Raw genomic sequence first — 19,684 nt, forward strand, 5'->3', positions numbered from 1 at the left:
CGGGCCCGTTTCCGTGCAGAGCTTAGGATCAAATGGTGCAGGAATACACATCGGACGCTCTAGTCGGGACCCTGGTGGACAACCGGTACCTGATCCGGTCCAAGCTGGCCCGCGGCGGGATGTCCACGGTCTACCTCGCCACCGACCGCCGGCTGGAGCGGGATGTGGCGCTCAAAGTCCTGCATCCGCACATGGCCGGCGACCCGCAGTTCCTGGACCGGCTGGGCCGCGAAGCCAAGGCTGCCGCGAGGCTCTCGCACCCTCATGTGGTGGGCGTGCTGGACCAGGGCGAGGACGGCCCCCTGGCCTATCTGGTGATGGAGTACATCAAGGGCCACACACTGCGCGACGTACTCAAGGACAAGGGCGCACTCACCCCGCGGCTGGCCCTGGCCCTGATCGACCCGGTCGTCGAGGGACTCGGAGCGGCCCACGCCGCCGGCCTCATCCACCGGGACGTCAAACCGGAGAACGTGCTCATCGCCGACGACGGCCGGATCAAGATCGGCGACTTCGGGCTGGCCCGGGCCATCACCACCACCACCAGCACCGGGGCGCTGATCGGCACCGTGGCCTACCTTTCCCCCGAGCTGGTAATGGGCCGGCAGGCCGACGCGCGCAGCGACATCTATTCGCTGGGCATCATGCTGTACGAGATGATCACCGGCCGGCAGCCGTTCGACGGCGAAGTCCCAATCCAGGTCGCTTACCAGCACGTGAACTCCAGCGTCGGCGCACCCTCGGAGCTGGTCCCCGGCCTGGCCGGGGAACTCGACGAGCTGGTGCAGTGGTGCACCGCCAATGACCCGGAGCAGCGTCCGGTGGACGGCAACGCCCTGCTGGCCGAACTGCGCCACATCCGGACCAACCTCAGCGACGCTGAGCTGGACCTGCGGCCTCCCGCCGCCCGGCCCGCCCCGATGCCGGGCGGAGCACCGGCGGGAGCCGCCGGCACCGCGTCCGGCGCGGCTGCCGCAACGGGAGAAGCCCACACCGAACTACTCGGCGGCATCCAGCAGCCCACCGAAGTCATCAACCGCGGCGGCCAGCACCCGACGACGGTGCTCTCCGGCACACCGCGGCCCGGCGCGTACGGACCGCTCTCGGCCCCGGACGACGGCGCATTCGGCGCCAGCGCGGCGGAACCCGCGGACGCAGCCGCGGCACCGGCCAGCAAACGGGCACTGCGGAAGCAGGACCGTGACGAGGAGAAGGCACGCCAGCGTGCGGCGGCAACGCCCAGCCGCAGCCTGCGGGCGGGCAACCCCCGCCGCCGCGGCCTGGTCTGGATCCTGCTGCTGGCCGTCCTGGCCCTGCTCGCCGCCGGGGCCGGCTGGTTCTTTGGCATGGGCCCGGGCTCTCCCGGAACCATTCCACAACTGGCCAACAAAACCGTGGCGGAGGCGCAGCAACTGCTCCGCACCGCCGGTTTCCAGTCGACCACCCGGGACGTCTTCGACGACGACGTCTCGCCCGGCCTGGTGGTCGGTTCGGAACCGAAAGCCGGACAGGTGGTCCGGAAGTTCGAGTCCGTTTCACTCGCCGTGTCCAAGGGCCCCGAGCTGTTCCCCCTGCCCGGGCTGGCCGGCAAATCGCTCGATGAAGCAAAGACGGCCCTCAATGGCGCCGGTATGTCCCTGGGGCCTGTCACCGAAAGCTACGACGACGCGGCGGCCGCCGGTACCGTGCTGGCCCAGGCCCCGGGTAAGGGAACACCTGCCAAGCACGGGACGCCGGTGGCACTGACCGTCTCAAAGGGCCCGCAGCCTATCCCGGTCCCCGATGTGCGCGGCAAGGACCAGGACGCCGCAGTCAAGACGCTCGAAGCGGCCGGCCTCAAGGCCGTCGTCGCCCCGGAGCCGGTCTTCGACCGGACGGTGTCCAAGGGGAAAGTCGCCGGCCAGGACCCCGCCACCGGGAACCTCACGAAGGGCGGCGCGGTTAACCTCACCATCTCCAAGGGCCCGAAGCTGGTCCAGGTGCCCGACGTGTTCCGTAGGCCCGAGGCGGAGGCGGTCAAGGCCCTCAAGGACGCCGGCTTCGAGGTGAAGGTCAGCTACACCTTCGGCTCGTCCGTGCTGGGCCTCGTGGCCGGCCAGGACAAGAGGGGCCAGCAGCCCGAGGGCTCGCTCGTCACCATCACCGTGACCTGATTTCTCCCGCAAACCTAATAAGCTCCGCCCCGGCTGGATCCAGCCGGGGCGGAGCTTATTAGTCTGGGCTGAGCCTGCGGCCTAGCGCTTGGACAGGGCTCCCGCCACCAGGAACGCCATCTCGAGGGACTGCATGTGGTTCAGGCGCGGATCGCAGACGGACTCGTACCGGTCCAGGAAGGCGTCCTGGTCGATCGGGTCGGCGCCGCCGAGGCACTCGGCCACATCGTCGCCGGTCATTTCCACGTGCAGGCCGCCCGGGACGGTGCCCAGGCCGTGGTGCACCTCGAAGAAACCGCGCACCTCGTCGATCACGTCGTCGAAGTTGCGGGTCTTGTAGCCGTTGGGTGAGGTCACCGTGTTGCCGTGCATCGGATCGGTGACCCAGAGGACCTGGGCGCCGGAGGCCGTGACGCGCTCCACGATGGGGGGCAGCTTCTCGCGGATGTTGCCCGCGCCCATCCGGGTGATGAAGGTCAGCCGGCCCGGTTCGCGGTTCGGGTCAAGCTTGTCGATCAGCCGCAGCGCGTCGTCGCCGCTGGTCGAGGGGCCGAGCTTCACCCCGATCGGGTTCCGGACGCGGGAGAGGAAATCGACGTGCGCGTGGTCCAGCTCGCGGGTGCGCTCCCCGATCCAGAGGAAGTGCGCGGAGGTGTCGTAGGGCAGGCCGGTGCGCGAATCGATGCGGGTCAGGGCGCGCTCATAGTCCAGCAGCAGCGCCTCGTGGCTCGCGTAGAACTCCACCCGCTTGAGCGCCTCGAAGTCCGCCCCGCAGGAGGCCATGAACTGGATGGCCCGGTCGATGTCCCGGGCCAGCGACTCGTAGCGCGCATGCGCCGGGTTCTCCGTGAAGCCCTTGTTCCACTGGTGCACCAGGCGCAGGTCCGCGAAGCCGCCCTGCGTGAACGCGCGGATCAGGTTCAGGGTCGATGCCGAGGTGTGGTAGGCCTTGAGCATCCGGCCGGCGTCGTGGGCGCGGGACTCCGGCGTGAAGTCGTAGCCGTTCACGATGTCGCCGCGGTACGCCGGCAGCGTCACGCCGTCGCGCGTTTCGTCGTTGGAGGAGCGCGGCTTGGCGAACTGGCCCGCCATGCGTCCCATCTTGATCACGGGCATGGCCGCGCCGTAGGTGAGCACCACGGCCATCTGCAGGATGGTCTTGACCCGGGCGCTGATCTTGTCCGCCGTCGCGGCTTCGAAGGTCTCCGCGCAGTCCCCGCCCTGGAGCAGGAAAGCCTTGCCCTGGGCCGCGGCGGCGAGCCTTTCGCGCAGGATGTCCACCTCGCCGGCGAAAACCAGCGGCGGGAGCACCGAGAGTTCCTGCACCGAGGCCTCAAAAACGGCCGGGTCGGACCAACTGGGCTGTTGTGAGGCGGGCAGTTCCCGCCAGTGGTCAAGCCCGGGATAGTCCGCGGCGCCGCTTTGGGCCGTGCTGGCGAACGCGGTGCCGGCCAGGGCAGGGCCGGCCTGCTGGAAGTTGTTGAGGGGGGACGTCGAAGGCTCGGATAGCTCAGTCACCTTCTAAGGATAGGCGCCCGGGACCCTATCGGGGGCGCCCCGCGTCATTGACCGCGGGCCTTCCGTCACACAGCCCCGGGGGTCTCGGTCCCCTGGCCGGCGCCGCTCTCCGGCACCTCGGTGGCCTTGCCGGCCAGCCGCAGCTTCACGACGGCGGCGTACTCGTCGACGTATTCCTGGCCGGAGAGCCGCATCAGTTCGTACATGATCTCGTCAGTGACGGAGCGCTGGATCAGGCGGTCATCCTCCATTCCGTAGTAGCGGCTGAAGTCCAGCGGTTCGCCGAAGATCATGCCGATGCGCCGGATGTTGGGCATCCGCTTGCCGATCGGCTGGACCTTGTCGGTGCCGATCATGGCGACCGGGATCACCGGGACCCGGGCCTGCAGCGCCAGACGCGCCACCCCGACCTTGCCGCGGTACAGGCGGGCGTCCGGGCTGCGGGTGCCCTCCGGGTAAATGCCCAGGAGCGAACCGTTCTTCAGCACGTCCATGCCGGCGTCAAGCGAGCGTGCGGACGCCGCTCCCCCGGACCGGTCCATCGGCAGCTGGTTGGTCAGGCGGAAGAAAGCCGCGGTGAGTTTGCCCTTGATGCCCTTGCCCGTGAAGTACTCCGACTTGGCCAGGAACACCACCGGTCGGGGCACCATCAGCGGCATAAAGATGGAGTCGGAGAAGGAGAGGTGGTTGGAGGCCAGGATCGCGGCGCCCTGGGCCGGAACATTGTCCAGTCCCTTGACCCACGGCCGGAACAGCGTCTTCAGGACCGGCCCAAGGACGAAGGTCTTCATGAACCAATAAAACACGTGGTGAACCTCTCCGGCAGGCGTCTGGCCGGCCCTTCCTCGGGCCCGGCCAGGACTTCAATGACACCCTACTCTAGTGAGTTTTGTCGCGAACAGTGACACGATGGGCTCATGAGCGAAAGCAGCACTCCAATGGCGCCTGCCGCTTATCGCTACCCGGGCCACGGCGCGAACGCGGGCATCGGGGTGGCCATCTGCCACGGCTTTACCGGAAGCCCGCTCAGCGTCCTGCCCTGGGCCGAACATCTGGCGGCCCTCGGCCACGCCGTCACCGTCCCGCTGCTGCCTGGCCACGGCACCGACTGGCGGGACCTCGCCCGGCATCGCTGGCAGGACTGGTACCAGGCCTTCGAGTCCGCGTATCTCGACCTCGCGGCCCGCACCGACAGCTGCTTCGTCGCCGGGCTGTCCATGGGCGGGACCATCGCCCTGCGGACCGCGGCGCGCCACCGGGTGGCCGGCGTCGCCGTCGTCAATCCCGGTCTCAGCTTCTACGACCGCCGGGTGCGCTACCTCGGTGTGCTCAAGTACCTGCAGCGCACCACGGTGCCGCTCCGGGAAACGGAGTCGACGGCGGCACCCACCCAGGACGGGGATTACTCGCTGACCCCGTTGTCTGCCGTGCACGAACTGCGCAGGCTGTTTAACGCCACGCTTCGTGAACTGCCCGCCGTCGAGGTCCCGGCCCTGGTGTTCAAATCCGACACCGACGCCGTGGTGCCGCCGACGTCCCTGGCGCTGCTCCGCGAACGGCTCGGATCGCGGGAGCTCTCCGTGGTGCCGCTGCCGGGCAGCGGCCACGTGGCCACGCTCGACGTCGACGCTCCCACGATTTTTGCGGAGTCGGCCCGCTTCTTCCGGGAACCCACGTCCCGCCCCGCAGCCCAATCCCCTGCCACCTGGGGCCGGCGGCCAACAACTACGGAGCACGCATGAGCACAGCCCCCGACCACTCACCGTTCAGCAGCGCGTTCACCGGCTCAGGTCCCGGGACCGGCGTGGTGGTTTCCCACGGTTTTACCGGCAGTCCGCACGGGGTACGGGCGTGGGCCGAGTCCCTGGCCGCGGCCGGCTACGCCGTGCGAATGCCGCTGCTGCCCGGCCACGGCACCAGCTGGCAGGAACTGGCCCGGACCCGCTGGCAGGACTGGCACGCGGGCCTCGACGCCGCCTATCTGGAACTGGCCGCCGAGTGCGATCAGGTTTTTGTGGCCGGCCTCTCGATGGGCGGGGCACTGGCGCTTCGGCTGGCTGCCACCCGCCCGGTGGCCGGGGCGGTGCTGGTCAACCCGGGGCTGGTGATCGATGACCCCCGGGCGCCGCTGGCCGGGATCCTGAAGTACGTGCTCAAGTCCACCCCGGCGATCGCCAACGACATCCTCAAAGCCGGCGTGGATGAGGGCGCCTATCCGCGGACCCCGGTCGCGGCGGCCCACGAGCTGAACAAGATGTTCAAAGACACCCTGCGGCTGCTGCCGCGCATCACCACCCCGGTCCGGGTCTACCGTTCCACCGTGGACCATGTTGTCTCCGACGCCAGCCTGGCGGCGCTGCGCCGTGGCCTGACCCACGCCCCGTTGGAGGTCATCCGGCTGGAAAACAGCTACCACGTCGCTACCATGGACAACGACGCGCCCCGGATCTTCACCGGCACGGCCGAATTCATCCGGTCCGTCGTGGAAGGGCACACCCCGGGCGCAGCCGGCGCCAGCCAGAAAGAAACGGCAGATGACTAGATTCGACCCCGGCTCCCCCGACCCGGATTCCCCGGACTCCGGGGCCAACGAGGACGACGCCGTTTGGCGGGACCTGGTGGCCCGGCTCGAGGGCACCGATTCCGGTCCCTTGCCCGGACCCGGCGGCAAGACCCCTGCCGCGCGGACGTTCCGTGACTTCGACCCGCTGGGGCTCTCTGTCCCGCAGCAACTGACTCCCCCGGCCGGGACGCGCCCGGCCGCGGGCGGCGATTCCGAGGGCTCCGCCGACCGGAATGCCCCGCCCGGCCCGCGCGACTACGAGGCGGACGAGGACGAGGGCGCTTTCGTGCCCGAAGAGCCGCCCAGCCTGGCCTCGTCGGATCCGATGACGGTGCTGGCCTGGCTGGGAGCCGTCGGCGGTCCGATCGCGCTGCTCCTGTCCGCCATCTTCTGGCGCTCCGCACCGCTGCTGGCGGTGGTGGGCATGGTGGTCGCCTTCGCGGCGTCGGTGGTGTTCCTGATCATGAAGCTGCCGCACGAAAAAGACGAACACGACGACGGCGCCAGGGTCTAACCGGACGTGGCCTGCTAGCTGTGCATGCGGCTGCTGACCCGGGAGAGGTCCGCGGCGCCGATCAGGCCCGCGTTGGGACCTAGCGCCGCGAGCTCAATCCCGGCCGCCGGACGGAAGCCGCGGCCGGTCAGGTTGCGGGCGAAAGCCTTCCGCGCCGGAGCTACCAGCAGCTCGCCGGCGTCGCACAAGCCGCCGCCGATGACGAAGGTGCCCGGGTCCAGGGCCGCGGCCAGGTTGGCCAGCCCCAGGCCGAGCCACTCCCCGACGTCCTCTAGGAGTTCCCGTGCGGTGGCGTTGCCGGCCTTGGCCAGTTCGGTGACGATCACGCCGGTGATCCGGTCGGCCCGGCCGTCGACCGCCCGCAGCAGTTCCTGGGCCACCGGCGAGTTAGCATCGGCCAGTTCCCGCGCCTCGCGTCCGAGCGCGTTACCAGAGGCATACTGCTCCCAGCAGCCGCGGTTGCCGCACTCGCAGCGGTGGCCGCCGGGCACGATGATCTGGTGGCCGAATTCGCCGGCGACGCCGAAGCGGCCCCGTTCCAGCCGTCCGTCCATCACCATCGCCCCGCCGATCCCGGTGCCGAGCGTGATGCAGACCAGCCGGCTCTCGCCCCGGCCCGCGCCGAAGCGCCATTCCGCCCAGCCGGCGGCGTCGGCGTCGTTGGTCAGCAGCACCGGCCGGCGCATCAGCCGCTGCAGGTTGTCCCGGAGCGGTTCGTTGCGCCAGGCCAGATGCGGGCTGAACAGCACCGTGGCGCCGTCGAGGTCCATCCAGCCGGCCGCGCCGATCCCGACCGACCAGATGCGGTGCCCGCGGCTTAGTTCCTCCACGAGCTCGACGATCACCTGCTCGACGGCGCGCGGGTCGCTCCCAGGCGTGGACCGCCTGGCCTCGCTGAGGATGCGCCCTTCGGCGTCCACCACGCCGGCCGCTACCTTGGTGCCGCCGATGTCCACGCCGATCGCCAGGCCCTTGCGCCCGAGGCGCAGGTGTTCGCGCAGCCGGCCGGCGCGGGCGGACCCGGGGCGGGCCGGTGTGCTGGGGCGCCAGGCGGCGGTCCTGCGTTGCGGACCGGGTTGCGGACCGGGTGTTGGAGTTAGCATCGTTCCCCATTCTAGGCCCGCACGAAGGGGCGCGCCGGGGCAGCCGGACGCCGGGGCAAGTGGCGCCGGCACGCGGCTTGACCGTAAAGTTACTCGCCAGTAGGTGAAGTGGAACACACCCCGCGGTGGCCACATACTACTGTTAGTCGTACCCCCTAGCGGGTCTATGGATATCAAAGGAGCTATCGTGCGAGAAATCAGTGTCCCGCCCCTGGTCACCGTCCCCCCGGAAACGAACATCACAGACCTGGTGCTGCGCCAGGCCGCCAAGGCATCGAACCCGGCCCTGTTCTCCCGGCTCGACGCCGCCGGGCAGTGGCAGGACATCCGGGCCACCGATTTCCTGGCCGATGTGTCCCTGCTCGCCAAGGGCCTGATGGCCAGCGGCGTGGCGGCCGGCGACCGCGTCGGCATTATGTCTCGCACCCGCTACGAGTGGGCCCTGATCGACTTCGCGATCTGGTTCGCCGGCGCTGTCTCGGTCCCGATCTACGAGACCTCCTCACCCTCCCAGGTGGCCTGGAACCTGGGCGACTCGGGCGCCGTGGCTGCCTTTGGCGAGTCGGCCCACCACGAAGACATCATCCGGCAGGCGGCGACCTCGGAGGGGCTGACCGGCCTGCGGCACGTCTGGCAGCTCGAAGGCGACGCCCTCGACGAGCTCCGCGGCGCCGGCACCAACACCAGCGATGAGGAGCTGGAGGCCCGGCGCAGCCAGGCCTCGCTCTCGGATATCGCCACGATCATCTACACCTCGGGCACCACCGGGCGTCCCAAGGGCTGCGAACTGACCCACGGCAACTTCGTGGAGCTCTCCGACAACGTGCTCGCCACCTCGCTCGGCCAGGCCGTCCACGAGCACGCCCGGACCATCATGTTCCTGCCGCTGGCACACGTCTTTGCCCGCTTCATCTCGGTCCTCGCGGTCGCGGCCGGCGTGACCGTCGCGCACACCCCGGACATCAAGAACCTGCTGCCGGACCTGCAGAGCTACAAGCCGACCTTCATCCTCGCGGTGCCGCGGGTCTTTGAAAAGGTCTATAACTCCGCCCTGACCAAGGCCGAGGACGGCGGCAAGGGCGCCATCTTCCACCGCGCCGCGGAAACCGCGATCGCCTACTCGCGGGCGCGGCAGGCCGGCAAGGTGGGCCTGGGCCTCAAGCTCAAGCACGCCCTGTTCGACAGGCTCGTCTACGGCAAGCTCCGCGCCGCCATGGGCGGCCAGGTCGCGCACGCGGTCTCCGGCGGCGGCCCGCTCGGCGCACGGCTCGGCCACTTCTTCCAGGGCATCGGCCTGCAGATCCTCGAAGGCTACGGCCTCACCGAAACCACCGCGCCGGTCACGGTCAACACGCCGTCGCTGATCAAGATCGGCACCGTCGGCGCGCCGATCCCCGGCAATGCCGTGAAGATCGCCGACGACGGCGAAATCCTCGCCAAGGGCGTCTGCGTCATGCGCGGCTACTTCAACCGCGATGACCTCACGGCCGAGACCTTCGTTGACGGCTGGTTCCGCACCGGCGACCTCGGCCAGCTCGACGAGCAAGGCTTCCTGACCATCACCGGCCGGAAGAAGGAAATCATCGTCACCGCGGGCGGCAAGAACGTCGTCCCGGCCCTGCTCGAGGACCAGATCCGCGCCGACGCCCTGGTCTCCCAGGTCCTGGTAGTCGGCGACAACCGTCCCTTCATCGGTGCCCTGGTGACCCTCGACGAAGAGGCGCTCCCGGGCTGGCTGCAGCGCCACGGCCTCCCGGCGTCGACTACGGGGGCCGAGGCGACGACGAACGCCGCCGTGACCGCGGCCGTCCAGGAACTGATCAACCGCGCGAACCAGTCCGTCTCGCAGGCCGAGGCGATCAAGTCCTTCCGGATTGTGCCCTCCGACTTCACCGAAGCGTCCGGGCACCTCACGCCGTCCATGAAGGTCAAGCGCGCCCAGGTGATGAAGGACTTCGAGAACGTGATCGAAGAGATGTACTCGGCGAAGCGCGCCAACGCGTAAGCCGCCGGCCCGCAGCAACGCGGGGTCAGCTGCCGCCCGTCCCCGGGTCACCGGACGGGCCGTAGCTGGCCCCGCGTTGTGCTTTATCCACCTGCCACGGACCGGCAAGAGCCGCTAATCTGGGGGCATCCTCAAGCAAAGGAGAGCCCCATGGGCACGGTGGTCATGTACAGCTCGGTGTCGGTGGACGGCTTCATCGCGGACGGCAACGACCAGCCCGGGCTCCTGTTCGACTGGCTGACCGGTGGTGACGTGCCGTTGGACGACAGCGGAGTGTTGAAGGTCTCGCAGACGTCATACGACTACATAAGGCCGTACTGGGACCAGATCGGGGCCACCGTCGTCGGCCGCCACGTCTTCGACCTGACGGACGGCTGGGACGGGACGCCTCCGGGCGGGGTTGAGTACGTGGTCGTCGTGACGCACCGGCCGGCGCCGGAGGGCTGGGACCCGGGGGCGCCGTTCTACTTCGTCGACGGCGTCGGGGCAGCCGTGGCCAAGGCGCAGGAGCTGGCGGGTGAGCGCCTGGTGGAGGTCGCCGCCGGTGACGTCGGTGGCCAGGTGTTCGCGGCGGGTCTGGTCGATGAGGTGCGCATGGACGTCGCACCCGTGGTGTTCGGGTCCGGCAAGAACTACTTCGGGTCGGTCCACGCCCAGCAGCTGTTGGAGGATCCCGACGCGGTGATCCAGGGCAACCGGGTGCTCCACCTGCGCTACCGGGTTCGCCGCTGAGAGATCCGGGGGCCTGACCGATCCGGCGGGGGGGAAGGGAGGGAAACAACCCACCNCAGCTGTTGGAGGATCCCGACGCGGTGATCCAGGGCAACCGGGTGCTCCACCTGCGCTACCGGGTTCGCCGCTGAGAGATCCGGGGGCCTGACCGATCCGGCGGGCGCACGGCGGGCACCTGGCCCGCCGTGCGCCGGCCCGCTATTCCACGACCAGCAGCAGGTCCCCGCCCTGGACCTGTTCAACCGCGCCGACGGCGAGGCGTGAGACGGTGCCGGCCACCGGCGTCGTGATGGAGGCTTCCATCTTCATCGCCTCGATGGTCGCGACGGTGTCCCCGGCTTTGACTGTGTCGCCGGCCTTGACCGTCAGGGTGACGGCGCCGGCGAACGGCGCGGCGACCTGGCCCGGCTGCGAGGTGTCGGCCCGTTCGGCCGCCTTGACGTTGCTGACCACGGAACGGTCGCGGACCACCACCGGCCGGGACTGGCCGTTCAGGGTGCACATCACGGTGCGCATGCCCTTTTCGTCCGGCTCGGAGACGGCTTCCAGCGACGCAATCAGGCGCACGCCCTTCTCCAGCTCGATCTCGTGTTCCGCGCCGCGCTGGAGCCCGAAGAGGTAGTCGCGGGTGTCCAGCACCGAGAGGTTGCCGTACGCCTCAACGCTCTTTTGGTAGTCCTTGGTGGGGCCGGCGAAGAGCAGCCGGTTGAGGGTCTGCTGCACCGTCTTGGAGTCGGCCTTGAGCGCCGCGCTGTCCTCGGCGCTCAGTTCAACATCGCGGACCTTCACGCTGCGCCCCTGCAGGGCCTTGGTCCGGAACGGCTCGGGCCAGCCGCCGGGCGGGTCGCCCAGTTCGCCGGAGAGGAAGCCGATCACCGAGTCCGGGACGTCGTACTTTTGCGGGTTCTCGTTGAAGTCCGCCGGGTCGGCGTTGAGGCCCACCAGGTGCAGGGCGAGGTCGCCCACCACCTTGGAGGACGGGGTGACCTTCACGAGCCGGCCCAGGATGCGGTCGGCCGCGGTGTACATGTCCTCGATCGCCTCGAAGCGCTCGCCAAGCCCAAGCGCGATGGCCTGCTGGCGCAGGTTGGAGAGCTGGCCGCCGGGGATCTCGTGCTGGTAGACCCGGCCGGTGGGACCGGGCAGGCCCGACTCGAAGGGGGCATAGACGCGGCGCACGGCCTCCCAGTAGGGCTCCAGGGCGCAGACATTGGCCAGGCTCAGCCCGGTGTCGCGCGGGGTGTGCGCCAGCGCCGCGACCAGGGCGGAGGCGGAGACCTGGCTGGTGGTGCCGGCCAGGGAGGCCGATGCCACGTCCACGGCGTCCACGCCGGCGTCCACGGCCGCCAGCAGGGTCGCCAGCTGGCCGCCGGCGGTGTCGTGGGTGTGCAGGTGGACCGGCAGGTCGAACTTCTCCCGCAGGGCCGTCACGAGGCGCGCGGCGGCTGCGGGGCGGAGCAGCCCCGCCATGTCCTTGATCGCGATGATGTGCGCGCCGGCGTCGACGATCTTCTGCGCGAGCTCCAGGTAGTAGTCCAGCGTGTACAGCTTCTCGTCCGGGTCGAGCATGTCAGCGGTGTAGCACAGCGCCACCTCGGCGACGGCGGTGCCGGTCTCGCGCACGGCGCGGATTGCGGGCGCCATCTGGTTGACGTCGTTGAGGGCGTCGAAGATGCGGAAGATGTCGATGCCCGCCGCGGCGGCCTCGTTGACGAACGCAACCGTCACCTCTTCGGGGTACGGGGTGTAGCCGACGGTGTTGCGGCCGCGGAGCAGCATCTGCAGGCAGATGTTCGGCAGCACCTTGCGCAGCGCCGCCAGGCGGTCCCAGGGATCCTCGCCCAGGAAGCGCAGTGCGACGTCGTAGGTCGCGCCGCCCCAGGCCTCGACGGAGAGCAGTTCCGGGAGCATCCGGGACACCGCCGGCCCGGCTGCCGCCAGGTCCCGGGTGCGGACCCGGGTGGCGAGCAGGGACTGGTGCGCGTCGCGGAAGGTCGTGTCCGTGACGGCGACGGCGTTCTGGCCGCGGAGCGCCTTTGCGAAGCCCTCCGGGCCAAGCTCAAGCAGCCGCTGGCGCGAGCCTGCGGCGGCTTCGCCGTCCGGCAGTGCGGGCAGCTTGTCCGCCGGGTCGGTGTGGACGGTGAGCTCGCCGTTGGGCTTGTTGACGGTGACGTCGGCGAGCCAGGTCAGCAGTTTGGTGCCCCGGTCCGCGGAGACGCGGGCCTTGAGCAGTTCGGGGCGCTCGTCGATGAACGAGGTGGCCACGTCGCCGGCGACGAAGTCCGGGTCGTCCAGGACGGCCTGCAGGAAGGAGATGTTGGTGGAGACGCCGCGGATGCGGAACTCGGCGAGGGCGCGCCGGGCGCGGGCGACGGCGGTGGGGTAGTCGCGGCCGCGGCAGGTCAGTTTGACCAGCATCGAGTCGAAGTGCGGGCTGATTTCGGCGCCGGAGTACACGGTGCCGCCGTCGAGCCGGACGCCGGCGCCGCCGGCGGAGCGGTAGCCGGTGATCTTTCCGACGTCGGGGCGGAAGCCGTTGGCCGGGTCCTCGGTGGTGATGCGCGACTGCAGCGCGGCGCCGTTGAGCTTGACGGTCTCCTGCGAGAGGCCCAGGTCCGCGAGGGTCTCCCCCGAGGCGATGCGCAGTTGGGCCTGGACGAGGTCGACGTCGGTGACTTCCTCGGTGACCGTGTGCTCGACCTGGATGCGGGGGTTCATCTCGATAAAGACGTGCTGGCCGGCCCGCTCGCCGACGGTGTCGACGAGGAACTCCACGGTGCCGGCGTTGACGTAGTTCAGGGCCTTGGCGAATTTCACGGCGTCCCGGTACAGGGCCTGCCGGATGCCTTCGTCGAGGTTGGGTGCCGGCGCGATCTCGATGACCTTCTGATGGCGGCGCTGGATGGAGCAGTCGCGCTCGAAGAGGTGCATCACGTTGCCCTCGGCGTCGGCGAGGATCTGCACTTCGATGTGCCGCGGCCGCAGCACGGCCTGCTCCAGGAACATGGTGGGGTCGCCGAAGGCGGCGTCGGCCTCGCGCATCGCGGCCTGCAGGGCCTCGGGCAGGGCCTCCCGGGTGTCGACCCGGCGCATGCCGCGGCCACCGCCGCCGGCGACGGCCTTGGCGAAGATGGGGAAGCCGATCTCGTCAGCTGCGGCGATGAGTTCGTCAACGTCCTTGGACGGTTTGCTGGACTTGAGCACCGGGACCCCGGCTTTGCGGGCCGCCTCGAGGGCGGCGACCTTGTTCCCGGCAAGTTCGAGGACCTCCGCCGGGGGCCCGACGAAGGTGATGCCGGCGGCAGCGGCAGCCCGGGCCAGGTTGGGGTTCTCCGAGAGGAAGCCGTAGCCGGGGTAGATCGCATCCGCGCCGGCTTCCTTCGCGACCCGGACCACCTCGTCGACGTCGAGGTACGCCCGGACCGGGTGGCCCTCCTCGCCGATCAGGTATGCCTCATCCGCCTTCTGGCGGTGGATGGAGTTGCGGTCCTCGGTCGGGAACACGGCAACGGTCTTGGCACCCAGCTCGTAGCTGGCACGGAAGGCGCGGATCGCGATTTCGCCGCGGTTAGCCACCAGAATCTTGGAAAACATACTTCTCCTGCATCATCGCGGGCGGTTCGGTAAGTCGTCACAGTTTCTAAGACCGGCGTGCGCAAACACAAATCATTGTGGCGCCCGTCACAAGATTATGCGTCATTTCGGCCGGAGAAGGCAGATCGTTGACGTTGCGGGTGCTCCCGGGCCGTCCGGGCCCCCTCCGGGCGCCCGCCGGGTCCGATGAGACGGGATTCGACGGCGGGTCAACATATGATGAGGTGGTGGGTGGCGCATGCACGCCCCGGTCCGAAGGAACGCACGGGCCGGCATGACCCAGTCTCGGCAACCGGCGTTAGGTATTGGTTTTTCAAGTGCAAGTAGTCAGCATCAGCAGCCTCAAAGGCGGGGTCGGCAAGACATCCGTGACAACCGGACTGGCGTCGGCAGCACTCGCAGCCGGCATCCCAACCCTCGTGGTCGACCTCGACCCGCACGCGGATGCCAGTACGGCCCTCGGCGTCCGGCCCGACGAACAGCTGGACATCGGCCGGATGCTGAAATCCCCGCGCCGGGCACACCTGGCCGACAACGTGGTTCCCAGCGGCTGGGTGGAGCACGCCAGCCTCGCTTCCTCCAACGGCGGCTCCGGCCACCGCACGGCGCCCGTCCTGGACGTCGCCGTCGGGTCCGCCTACACCGGCATCTACGACCGGCCCGACCTTGGCCGCCGCGACCTGCGCCGGCTCTCCGCCGTACTGGCCGGCGCCGGGGACTACGAGCTGGTCCTGGTCGACTGCCCGCCCTCGCTCAACGGCCTGACCCGGATGGCCTGGACGGCCAGCGACAAGGTCACCCTGGTCGCCGAGCCCGGGCTGTTCTCCGTCGCGGGCACCGAGCGCACCATGCGGGCCATCCAGCTGTTCCGGCAGGAATTCGCGCCGGCCCTCTCCCCTGCCGGCATCGTGGCCAACCGGGTGCGGACCGGCTCCGCGGAGCACAGCTTCCGCCTGGCCGAGATGCAGTCCATGTTCGGTGAACTGCTGCTGACCCCGCACATCCCCGAACAGGCCAACTGGCAGCAGATCCAGGGCGCGGCCCACTCCGTCCACCACTGGCCCGGCGATTCCGCCAAAAACGCCGCGGCCCTGTTCGACTCGCTGCTGGCCAACCTGATGCGCACGGGCGGCTCCAACACGGACGTGGCTTCCGCGGGCCGGGTTCGCAACCGCAGCCAGCGCTGACGGGACGACGTCCCGGGCCCGGCCCGGGACGTCGGCAAATGAAAAAACGCGGGGCCACCAAGTGGCCCCGCGTTTTTAGTTGAATCTTCGAGCCGTGCTAGCCGATCTTGCGGGCCGCGCGGCGCTTGCTGAGTTCATCGTCGGGGAACGACTGGTCCGCGGCGTGCTCGCTCGGAAGGGCCGCGAGGCTGCCTTCCACTTCGCGCCAGACGCGGCCGACGGCGATGCCGAAGACACCCTGGCCGCCCTGGACCAGGTCGATGACTTCGTCCGCCGAGGTGCATTCGTAGACGCTGGCGCCGTCGCTCATGAGGGTGATCTGGGCGAGATCCTCGACCCCGCGTTCCCGGAGGTGTTCGACGGCGGTGCGGATCTGCTGCAACGAAACACCGGTGTCGAGGAGCCGCTTGACGACCTTGAGGACCAGGATGTCGCGGAAGCCGTAGAGCCGCTGCGAACCGGACCCTGCGGCGCCGCGCACGGCGGGCTCAACGAGTCCGGTGCGGGCCCAGTAGTCCAGTTGGCGGTAGGTGATGCCGGCCGCCTTGCAGGCCGTCGGTCCGCGGTACCCCGCGTCCTCGTCCAGGACGGGAAGATCCTCGGTGAAGAGCAGTCCCTGGGCACCGCTCGCGGGCACAGCAACGCCTGCCGTCGAGGCCTGCTTGAGCTCGCCTGCTTCGCCTTTCGGACTCACGTGGATCCTCCTTGTCATGAGTTCCCGCGGGAACTTGCAGCACCAGCGCGCCACTGTCCAGTGTGACTTGCGCGGCTGTTGTATGCAATGGGAACTTGTACCTCTGACGTTAGGCCTGCCGGGGGCCAAGGTCAAAGACCTTGGGCCTATTGCCGGGGCGTGTCGAAACTTTCGACCTCGACTTTAAGCTTTGAGCCGTTTCAGCCGGCGAAGTCCTCGGGTTCGACGTCGTCCAGGAACTCCCGGAACCGGCGCAGCTCCCCCTCTTCGTCGACGGCGGGCCCGGGCTGGGCCTCCTCGCCGTCGTCGTGTTCGGTGATCCGCACGCCGGCTTCGTCCATCACGGCGTCGGCGCACCAGATCCGGCACTTCGCGCGCAGGCCGAGGGCCAGGGCGTCGGAGGCCCGCGAGCTGACTGTGGTGCCGTCCTCGAACTGGAGTTGGCCGTAGAAGATGTTGTCTTCCACCGCCACGATGTTGACGCTGACGATCGAGTGGCCGAGCGCTTCGACGACGTCGACGAGCAGGTCATGCGTCATCGGCCGCGGCGGGACCACACCCTGCTGGGCGAGGGCAATGGCGCTGGCTTCCGGAGTGCCGATCCAGATGGGGACGTGGCGCTCACCGTGCAGTTCCTTGAGCAGGACGAGCGGCTGGTTGGACGGCAGTTCGATCCGCACGCCTACGATTTCCACCTCAATCATCAGCTGTCCATCCTCGAGATGCGGTCCTGCACCAGGGCCCGGTGCAGCGAGAGGCACAGTTCGCTGATCTCCCGGGCAGCCTCGGCGGCGCGGGCCTGGGAGGCGGCGTCCTTGCGGGACGTCAGCGTGGCCACCGCGCGTTCCACCAGCCCGAACTCGCGGTCGGCGGCGGCCTGGAAGGGCCGCAGGTGCCGCGGTTCGAGGCCGTGGCTTTCCAGCTGCACGCAGGCGCGGGCCACCTGCAGGGCGTGGTCGTCGAACTTTCCGTTGACGTGGCCGATCAGGCCGAAGCTGAGCAGGGACTCGAGCAGCGGGACGCTGGCCCCGGACTCGGTGCGGAGCTGTTCCTCGCTGAGCAGCCGCACCCGGTTGTTCAGCTCTGAGGCGAGCTCCTCGGAAACGATCCGGGGCGACACCGTCACCCCCGGCGGCAGGCTCTCCGGGCGTTCGCCGCGGTCGATCGCGTCGAGGTAGTCCTTGATCACCTTCAGCGGCAGGTACTGGTCCCGCTGCAGCGACAGCACAAAGCGGAGCCGTTCGACGTCGCCTTCCGAGTACTGCCGGTAGCCGGCCGGGGTGCGTTGCGGATTAATGAGGCCCTTTTCCTCAAGGAACCTGATTTTCGACGCAGTCATGGAGGGGAAGTCGTCGCTCAGTTGAGCCAGGACCTCCCCGATGTTCAGGACCTGGGGTCCGCGCCGTTCGGCTTGTGCCATGGCCACCGGCAACTACCCCGATATCAGACGTGGCCTGCGGTACGGGCAGGGCTGAGGTAGAAGGTGAGCCGGAACTTGCCGATCTGCACCTCGTTACCCGACTTCAGCTCCACGCTGTCGACACGGTCGTGGTTGACGTAGGTGCCGTTCAGGCTCCCGGTGTCCACCACCTCGAAGCTGCGCGCCGTGCGGCGGAATTCGACGTGGCGGCGTGAAACCGTGACGTCGTCGAGGAAGATGTCCGCGTCCGGGTGGCGGCCCGCCGTCGTCACGTCGGAGTCGAGCAGGAAGCGCGCGCCGGAGTTGGGGCCGCTGTGGGCCACCAGCAGGGCGGACCCGGCCGGGAGCGACTCAATGGCCGTCCGTTCCTCGTTCGAGACCTTCGGGGTGATGGTGGGCTCATCGCGCACGGGGGTGAGATGGATCGACGTGGTCTCCGAGGCTTTCACTCCACCCGTGCCGTATTCACCGGTGTCGTTCTGTCCGTGCCCAACCATTGAGTCCTCCTCATTCGTTGCAGGTGTCCCCCCTGCAAACAACGCATGCGTCCGGAAAAGCCTGGCAGATCCGGTGGTCAGTTCCCGGCGTAGTAGCACAGCCCGGGAACCTTAGGCATTAGCCTACCTGCTGTTCGTACTCCGATGCACTGAGCAGCGACTCCACCGCGTCGGCTTCCGCCAGCTTGATTTCAATCAGCCAGCCCTCGCCGTACGGATCCGAATTGATCAGGGCGGAATCGGTGTCCAGCGCCTCGTTGCGGGCCACCACTTCACCGCTCACGGGGGCGTAAATGTCACTGACGCTCTTGGTGGATTCCACTTCCCCGACGACGTCGTTGGCCTTGATGTCGGTGCCGACCTCCGGCATCTGGGCGTAGACGACGTCCCCGAGGGCGTCCTGGGCAAAATCAGTGATGCCCACGCGCACGACGCCGTCGGCGTTCGGCGCGGAGACCCATTCGTGTTCGGCGGTGTAGGACAGCTCTTCGGGAATGTTGCTCATGACGGGCCTTTCGTCGGGTCAATCACCAAGGTCTTCGGCGGCCGATCGATCGGGCCGCCGCTGAAAGTATAGGCACATCCGCCCGGGCCCCGGGAGGACTCTGACATGATGTTGCCATGGCAGCACCTGCACCCGTTACGGAGGGATTTGCCCATGCCTGAGCTCCCGGAAGTGGCGGCGCTGGCGGACTTCCTGGACGCGCGCCTGCGCGGATCCAGCCTGGCCAAGGTCCAGATCGTCTCCTTCGCGGTGCTCAAGACCGCGGATCCGCCCGTCTCCGCCCTGGAAGGCAGGACCGTCACCGGCGTGGGCCGGCACGGCAAGTTCGTGGACCTGGACGCCGGCGGGCTGCACCTGGTCTTCCACCTCGCCCGGGCAGGCTGGGTCCGGGTCACCGATGCCCCCACCGGCGCGGTGCTGAAGAAAGGTGGCGGGCACATCGCGGCCCGGCTGTCGTTTTCGGGTGGGGACCGAGCACTCGACCTGGACCTGACCGAGGCCGGCACAAAGAAGTCCCTGGCGATGTACGTGGTCCGAGACCCGGCCGACGTTCCCGGGATCGCGGCGCTCGGCCCGGATCCGTTCAGCCCCGGGTTCGACGTCGATGCCCTGGCCGGGATCCTGGCGGGCAGTTCCCAGCAGATCAAGGGTGTGCTCCGCAGCCAGGGCGTCATCGCCGGCATCGGCAACGCGTATAGCGACGAGATCCTGCACGCGGCGAAGACGTCCCCGTTCGCCATTGCCAGCTCCCTGGACCGGGCGGCGGTGGAGCGCCTCTACGACGCGATCCACGACATCCTCGGGACGGCGCTGGCGGAGGCCGCCGGGAAACCGCCCAGCGAGCTCAAGGACGCCAAGCGGAGCCACATGCGGGTCCATGGCCGGACCGGCGAGGCGTGTCCGGTCTGCGGCGACACGGTCCGCGAAGTTTCGTTCGCGGACACCGCGCTGCAGTACTGCCCAAGCTGCCAGACGAAGGGGAAGATCCTCGCGGACCGGCGGACGTCGCGTTTCCTCAAGTAGGCGCTTCCCTGAAACAGCCCACCCCCGGGAAACAGAAAACCCCGCCATTCCGTTGCCGGAATGGCGGGGTACTTTCTTGTTGGTCGGGCTGACAGGATTTGAACCTGCGACCCCTTGACCCCCAGTCAAGTGCGCTACCAAGCTGCGCTACAGCCCGCTGGTTCTGCCGTTCTCCG

17 protein-coding genes and 1 tRNA gene are annotated in these 19,684 nt (G+C 69.0%); 8 read left to right on the plus strand and 10 right to left on the minus strand.

Annotated features, from left to right (window positions below; translation table 11 throughout):
• Positions 1-32 precede the first annotated feature (32 nt).
• Positions 33-2,153: a protein kinase domain-containing protein gene (locus ABLI39_RS14170; protein ID WP_349414086.1), complete on the plus strand. Its 2,121-nt coding sequence runs from the start codon at positions 33-35 to the stop codon at positions 2,151-2,153.
• A gap of 81 nt (positions 2,154-2,234) precedes the next feature.
• On the opposite strand, the gene ABLI39_RS14175 is transcribed toward ABLI39_RS14170, so the two are convergent.
• Together ABLI39_RS14175 and ABLI39_RS14180 are read right to left on the minus strand one after the other, a co-directional pair.
• Positions 2,235-3,608: a class II 3-deoxy-7-phosphoheptulonate synthase gene (locus tag ABLI39_RS14175; RefSeq protein WP_349414121.1), complete on the minus strand. Its 1,374-nt coding sequence runs from the start codon at positions 3,606-3,608 to the stop codon at positions 2,235-2,237.
• Between the two features lie 128 nt (positions 3,609-3,736).
• Positions 3,737-4,477 (minus strand): lysophospholipid acyltransferase family protein, encoded by a 741-nt coding sequence (locus tag ABLI39_RS14180; RefSeq protein WP_349414087.1) that lies wholly within the window; start codon positions 4,475-4,477, stop codon positions 3,737-3,739.
• A gap of 111 nt (positions 4,478-4,588) precedes the next feature.
• Here ABLI39_RS14180 and ABLI39_RS14185 point away from each other — a divergent pair, with 111 nt between their 5' ends.
• From ABLI39_RS14185 to ABLI39_RS14195, 3 genes are read left to right on the plus strand one after another with little or no spacing between them, the layout of a single operon-like run.
• Positions 4,589-5,413: an alpha/beta hydrolase gene (locus tag ABLI39_RS14185; protein WP_349414088.1), complete on the plus strand. Its 825-nt coding sequence runs from the start codon at positions 4,589-4,591 to the stop codon at positions 5,411-5,413.
• A complete protein-coding gene (locus tag ABLI39_RS14190; protein ID WP_349414089.1) occupies positions 5,410-6,213 on the plus strand; it encodes an alpha/beta hydrolase in 804 nt (267 codons plus the stop codon). The genes ABLI39_RS14185 and ABLI39_RS14190 overlap by 4 nt, the downstream gene beginning before the upstream one ends.
• The gene (locus ABLI39_RS14195; RefSeq protein ID WP_349414090.1) at positions 6,206-6,748 is read left to right on the plus strand and encodes a hypothetical protein; all 543 of its coding nucleotides are present in this window, start codon (positions 6,206-6,208) and stop codon (positions 6,746-6,748) included. The genes ABLI39_RS14190 and ABLI39_RS14195 overlap by 8 nt, the downstream gene beginning before the upstream one ends.
• A 14-nt stretch (positions 6,749-6,762) precedes the next feature.
• Here ABLI39_RS14195 and ABLI39_RS14200 read toward each other — a convergent pair whose 3' ends face one another.
• Positions 6,763-7,851 (minus strand): ROK family glucokinase, encoded by a 1,089-nt coding sequence (locus tag ABLI39_RS14200; RefSeq protein ID WP_349414091.1) that lies wholly within the window; start codon positions 7,849-7,851, stop codon positions 6,763-6,765.
• Positions 7,852-8,038: 187 nt separating this feature from the next.
• Here ABLI39_RS14200 and ABLI39_RS14205 point away from each other — a divergent pair, with 187 nt between their 5' ends.
• Both ABLI39_RS14205 and ABLI39_RS14210 read left to right on the plus strand, forming a co-directional pair.
• Complete coding sequence (locus ABLI39_RS14205) at positions 8,039-9,856, plus strand: AMP-dependent synthetase/ligase (protein WP_349414092.1); 1,818 nt, start codon at positions 8,039-8,041, stop codon at positions 9,854-9,856.
• Between the two features lie 150 nt (positions 9,857-10,006).
• Positions 10,007-10,588, plus strand: coding sequence for a dihydrofolate reductase family protein (locus ABLI39_RS14210; protein ID WP_349414093.1), 582 nt, complete (start codon positions 10,007-10,009; stop codon positions 10,586-10,588).
• A 198-nt stretch (positions 10,589-10,786) separates the two neighbouring features.
• On the opposite strand, the gene ABLI39_RS14220 is transcribed toward ABLI39_RS14210, so the two are convergent.
• Complete coding sequence (locus tag ABLI39_RS14220; RefSeq protein ID WP_349414094.1) at positions 10,787-14,182, minus strand: pyruvate carboxylase; 3,396 nt, start codon at positions 14,180-14,182, stop codon at positions 10,787-10,789.
• Positions 14,183-14,499: 317 nt separating this feature from the next.
• Here ABLI39_RS14220 and ABLI39_RS14225 point away from each other — a divergent pair, with 317 nt between their 5' ends.
• Positions 14,500-15,369 (plus strand): ParA family protein, encoded by an 870-nt coding sequence (locus ABLI39_RS14225; RefSeq protein ID WP_349414095.1) that lies wholly within the window; start codon positions 14,500-14,502, stop codon positions 15,367-15,369.
• Positions 15,370-15,466: 97 nt separating this feature from the next.
• Here ABLI39_RS14225 and ABLI39_RS14230 read toward each other — a convergent pair whose 3' ends face one another.
• The 5 genes from ABLI39_RS14230 to gcvH all read right to left on the minus strand — a co-directional run bounded on the left by ABLI39_RS14230 (position 15,467) and on the right by gcvH (position 18,485).
• Complete coding sequence (locus ABLI39_RS14230) at positions 15,467-16,063, minus strand: MerR family transcriptional regulator (protein WP_028275903.1); 597 nt, start codon at positions 16,061-16,063, stop codon at positions 15,467-15,469.
• Positions 16,064-16,263: 200 nt separating this feature from the next.
• Positions 16,264-16,767, minus strand: a complete 504-nt coding sequence (locus ABLI39_RS14235) for a bifunctional nuclease family protein (RefSeq protein WP_349414096.1) — start codon at positions 16,765-16,767, stop codon at positions 16,264-16,266.
• Entirely contained in the window at positions 16,767-17,483 is a 717-nt protein-coding gene (ftsR, locus tag ABLI39_RS14240; RefSeq protein WP_349414097.1) for a transcriptional regulator FtsR, read from the minus strand. Before ftsR ends, ABLI39_RS14235 begins: the two co-directional genes overlap by 1 nt.
• A gap of 23 nt (positions 17,484-17,506) precedes the next feature.
• A complete protein-coding gene (locus ABLI39_RS14245) occupies positions 17,507-17,980 on the minus strand; it encodes an FHA domain-containing protein (protein ID WP_146337876.1) in 474 nt (157 codons plus the stop codon).
• A gap of 118 nt (positions 17,981-18,098) precedes the next feature.
• The gene (gcvH, locus tag ABLI39_RS14250; RefSeq protein WP_349414098.1) at positions 18,099-18,485 is read right to left on the minus strand and encodes a glycine cleavage system protein GcvH; all 387 of its coding nucleotides are present in this window, start codon (positions 18,483-18,485) and stop codon (positions 18,099-18,101) included.
• 153 nt (positions 18,486-18,638) lie between these two features.
• On the opposite strand from gcvH, the gene ABLI39_RS14255 reads away from it, so the two are divergent.
• Entirely contained in the window at positions 18,639-19,508 is an 870-nt protein-coding gene (locus ABLI39_RS14255; protein WP_349414099.1) for an Fpg/Nei family DNA glycosylase, read from the plus strand.
• A gap of 80 nt (positions 19,509-19,588) precedes the next feature.
• On the opposite strand, the gene ABLI39_RS14260 is transcribed toward ABLI39_RS14255, so the two are convergent.
• Positions 19,589-19,665, minus strand: a tRNA-Pro gene (locus ABLI39_RS14260).
• Between the last annotated feature and the right edge of the window lie 19 nt (positions 19,666-19,684).

The organism is Pseudarthrobacter sp. B907 (genome assembly GCF_040137805.1).
GTDB lineage: Bacteria > Actinomycetota > Actinomycetes > Actinomycetales > Micrococcaceae > Arthrobacter.